The sequence below is a fragment of the Nitrosomonas nitrosa genome (assembly GCF_003051105.1).
Lineage (GTDB): Bacteria > Pseudomonadota > Gammaproteobacteria > Burkholderiales > Nitrosomonadaceae > Nitrosomonas > Nitrosomonas nitrosa.
Genome location: NZ_QAOO01000060.1, coordinates 1 through 4662, shown reverse-complemented (window position 1 = coordinate 4662; position 4662 = coordinate 1). Strand labels below are relative to the sequence as shown.

The window sequence follows — 4662 nt, the reverse complement described above, 5'->3', positions numbered from 1 at the left end:
ATAGGTGAAAGTTTCGATAGCTCTAATTCTACCGAATCACTTATGTGGTGGGGGTATTTCCTTGCATTGACATGAGTGAATCGCGATTCTTGGGTTAGACAATGAGTGAAACCACGACATATCCTTTACGGCTTCCCAAATCCTTGAAGGAGGAAGTTGTAAAAATGGCAAAACGCGATGGAACAAGCCTCAACCAATTTATTTCGATGGCAGTAGCAGAAAAAATATCTGCACTGGAAGCCGAAGAATTTTTTAGAGAGCGCACTAAGCGTGCTGACTTAAAAATGTTTGAAGAAATTCTTTATCATCAAGGCGGAGAAGCGCCGCGAGAAGGTGATGAAGCAGAGTAGTTACTTAGCGGCACCATCTAAACATATCAAAATTGATTGTGTCAAATTTGTGCCAGACTGCCGCTGAAATCCCATCGATTGGGGCTGCGTGACATTGGTTTTAGCTGTGGCAAGCGTTATAAGTGTTTGATCTATAGATATCTATAATTTGTAGCCAAGCTTCGTAATCAGTAGGTCGGAGGTTCGACTCCTCTCAACAGCACCAATAAATTCAATAGTTTACAATGCAATTCTTATATATATTTTTATATGTGTAGACATTATGTAGACGGCAGAGTGATCCTGAGATCCAAACAAAGATATCTCAATTACCGTAATATTGAACTGAGACGGAAACTCTATGATGTTATTTCTTTCCCTTAATCGTTGAAAGCATAAATATTTTTTAAACATATACTTTAAAATCATATATATAAACTTCCTGGCAAGAAGTTTTATGTATTAACTTAGTTTCTTTCAAACAGATCATCAATTTCATCAATAGCGAGCATCGCCGGGCTTTCTGATCCTTGATCATAGTCATCGTGTATGTTTTCAAAGTATTGATCTAATTCATCTTCTACGTCATACGATTTCAAGAGCCAAGCTATATCATCTTCATAGAAAAATGCCCCAAAGTTATTGAGCTTTTCCACAACAAGCTTCTTCAGAATTCTATAAGCCTCCCTATAATCCCTATGCTCAACTTGGGAGAAAGCAGACATTACATCGATAAATTCACTAAAATTATCAACCACTAAGTCGATGATATACTTGCGTGCAGATTTTTCGCACTCGGCATAACCTGGAGTAGTTTCTGGGATTGTTGACAGGAGCGATAAAATAGCTTTGATTTCTTCTTCCGAATCAATGTATTTATGATTATTAACAATGAAATCCAAAGCTTGCTCAGAACTAACAATATGTTGTTCAACAGCCCACTTGATCAGTTTGAAAGAGTCATCAGTTACGGATCCAAAACTTTTTTTGAGAATGAACATGGCGGCAGTTTGCAAAGCATCAGTATCCTCATAAGCTAAGCAGCCGCAATTTCTGTAAATATCGCAAAGTAATGAAACATATGACGTGCTTGTATTCTCGAAATTTTCATTAACAAGTTGTTTTATTATTGCATCGCAAATGAAGAAGGTTTGTTTTTTAGACAGTTGGACATTGAGCATTAGGCTTCTCAAAGTCATTAACGATTGAAGAGTTCTAAGACTTAGCATTCCAAGACGGAATGCAACCTCGTCCCCTGCATAACGTTCCAATAAGTAATCACCGATTGACGGATTAAATAGATCGATTGTGGCTACTTTCTTGTGAGAAATAGTTCGATTAAAAAAAGATCCTGTAAGCTGTCGAATATTTGACCGAAATTCTCTCCTTCCATGAAGATTCTGATTTTCGGGTAATGCTATATAACGTTGATAGGCCTCAGCAAGTATATTTTCATCAAGCGCATATCCATTAAGCGCTACCAAGAGAATGAGTGCACGTCCGAAATCATCCTGTTGAGCAATGAATGGGTTTTCCCAGATTTGAGAAGGATTTGTTAACGACCGATTGATATGTTCCCAATAATCAGTGGGAGAACATGAATCAAGTCTAGATGCATCAGTGATATAATTTATAAGACGGGGATTAAAATTTTTATGTTTAATAATATTTCGGTATCTGCGCTGAAGATAAAGTTGCTCAATGAAATCGTTATTGAGTTCGGAGTGCCAAATGTGGTTATAAAGAATCTGCGCTTTGTCCATATCGGTTAGCGATTGGATTCGCAACTCATATTCATTTTGTTGAATGTTGTTGTGATCAAAGCTGTCGATTAACTGCTTGCCTTGATTTAGGATCGTGCTTCGTGAAGTCAAAACGAATCGTTTGTTCTTATTTGTGACTATTCGTCGAATAAACTGAGAGATATGGCTGCCTTCATGCCCCTTGAGTGCTTCCAAATAGTTGCGTCCTAGAAAATCATCAAAATAAAAAACTTGCCTACTTTCAGGATCAAATGCCGACTCAGCTTCTCGAATATCTTCGGCAATTTTTAGATAAGCAAAACCTTGAGCGGTATAATGTAGACATAAATGGTCGGCTAATGTAGTTTTGCCAATGCCAGGTGCACCTGTAATAATGACTACTCCAAGCTTATCTAATATTTTCAGGGCGGCTTGATGGTTCGCTGTCACTACATACCGAGCAGAGGTGCGAATTATTTCTTCCAGTGAGAACATGCTTCGGCCGATAATTGCGTTATTAAAAATGTGCTCTAGAACACTAGAACTATGAAGCCAAAGCTTATAGTGCCGTCGTTCGATATGCGGCTTACTTTTGAGCAAATCATTTAAATCTTCTTTTCCATAAATATCACTTTCCGATACAACATAGGGAACAAGCGCTCGATGAATTGTTTTTTTATCAGCGCGAGATAATGGGTTAGAAACAATTAGCAGATATCGATTAGGCTTGAGTTTATCGATCTTTGGTTTTTCAACTGTACTTAATGTATGAACAAGTTGCTTTAAGGGGGTATTACACCAGTGTTTGCACTGTAGAATGACCTCCTTGCCCTTATCAGCAAAAAAACGACCGTCAACACCAGCATCTTTTCCTGCCTTGAATCGTTCAAAACGTCGTCCTTCGACTTCTCCAAGCAGATCAGAACAAAGAATCTCAAATTCTTTATCATTAAGCTGTTTGAAGTCATAATCTGACATGTTTGTTTCAGTCTCCTTAATTATTCAAGATTTTATTTTTTTCAGAAATGTGGCATTGGCTTACTAATACCTGCAAGAGAATGCTTTGTTTTCCATTTCATAGAACAACTGTAAAGCAGCAGCATATGATATACAGTAGAAGATACTTTATATTATTTCAGATAAATTACTCCAAAATCAGTAAGTGTTCCTAAAAACCAATGAAAACGGAATGTTAAATAGGTTAGTATTAGTGATATGAACGAATTTAATTGGTTGTCTAAGAAAAATAAAATAATGAGTGGATATAACGCAGAGTTAGCGTTCGCGGTGGGAAGGGTTAGTTATACAAACGAATGATTTTTCAGATAGCTGGAGCATATTCTATTCATGATTCTCGCTATATCATGGATTAGCTATTTTTAAATCTGCATATAGACGCTTTAAGTGTTCTGGAGCCATATCTAGAATTGGCTCATACATAAATGAGTTTAAATGTATATTTTCTGGTGTCATTAAATTCACTTGTTCAAGTAATGCAATCAGTTTTGCATTTCCTGGGAAATCTTTTTTAAACTGTTTTAAAAGTACGGTAGTTTGATTCTTTGTTATTTTTTCTAAAAACTTTTGATCTTTTATCTTGTTAATCATTAATATTTCAGCTTTTAATCTTATGGCAATTGAAAGAATGATTTTGCTTTCAAGTTCCGCAGTTTCGTTAGGTTCTATCTGAATAGCATCTGCAAGCTCAAATATAAGATCAATTACTGGTTTATTTGGACTAGATAAGGTAAGACTTGGATTATTTAAAACATCTTTATAAATTGTTTCTAAATCTTGAACAACAAAATTTGAGCTATCGTTTCTAATATGAAGTAATGAAGTGAGTTTGGAATATTCTGCTTGTTTGCCACAATAATCAGCTAAATTCCTAATAAATGGAATTGCAGAAATAACATAGCGTTGATCTGTTTTTAGATTTTTTTTCCAATGATCAAAAGGATTCTTCTTATATGTTTCTTGCTTTAAAGTTAAATTTCTTCCATTCTTTACAGCGACTAATCTATATTCTCGCCAAATATCGAGTCGTTCACTAATAGTCCTATGGAAATCATAGTTGTGTGTAAGAAATAAAAAATAGAAGTTTTCTAGTTCGGCATTTTCTTTTAAATATTCCACTATTGCATACTTGTTCTTGTAATCAAATGAATCAGTTACGTCATCAGCAATAATGATTGTTTTTATGCATTGCTTGCGCCTAGCATTAAGTTCAAACAAAATATTAAGTAGTGTCAGCCCGAAAACTCATAAATTGAATAAGTAACAAGAAGTTACATTTTAATTTTAGAGACGAAGTTTTGTTGGAAATAGAGTAAAGCTGGGTTTATTAGCTAATTTTTGCTTATTTTTAAGCGAAATAGCCTCAAACTTCGACTAAAATCAGAGGGAATATCATTCTCAAGATATAAACTTCGTTGGAGTGGAGGGCGAATGCGCGTTGTACAAAATATCCAGATGAAATTGGGTGAAATTGACGTCTCTCAAATCAAATTTGATCTGAGATCGCGAGACGACATACCGAAGGTACTGCGTGGGTTGCAGTATCTCTACCTAGACGAAGCATTGCGCCAGAA

3 protein-coding genes and 1 pseudogene are annotated in these 4662 nt (G+C 35.7%); 2 read left to right on the top strand and 2 right to left on the bottom strand.

Annotated elements, in window-relative coordinates:
* Positions 1 to 101: 101 nt before the first annotated feature.
* Positions 102 to 350, top strand: coding sequence for a YlcI/YnfO family protein (locus tag C8R30_RS15405; RefSeq protein ID WP_107790536.1), 249 nt, complete (start codon positions 102 to 104; stop codon positions 348 to 350).
* A 446-nt stretch (positions 351 to 796) separates the two neighbouring features.
* Here the strand turns inward: C8R30_RS15405 and C8R30_RS15400 are convergent, their stop codons facing one another.
* Both C8R30_RS15400 and C8R30_RS15395 read right to left on the bottom strand, forming a co-directional pair.
* Complete coding sequence (locus C8R30_RS15400; protein WP_107784543.1) at positions 797 to 3049, bottom strand: nSTAND3 domain-containing NTPase; 2253 nt, start codon at positions 3047 to 3049, stop codon at positions 797 to 799.
* Positions 3050 to 3433: 384 nt separating this feature from the next.
* Positions 3434 to 4207 carry a hypothetical protein gene (locus C8R30_RS15395; protein ID WP_181258766.1) on the bottom strand — a complete coding sequence of 258 codons (774 nt, stop codon included), beginning with the start codon at positions 4205 to 4207 and terminating at the stop codon, positions 3434 to 3436.
* Positions 4208 to 4519: 312 nt separating this feature from the next.
* Between C8R30_RS15395 and C8R30_RS15390 the strand changes: the two are divergent.
* Positions 4520 to 4662 (top strand): annotated as a pseudogene (locus C8R30_RS15390) (ISNCY family transposase); the annotation flags it as partial.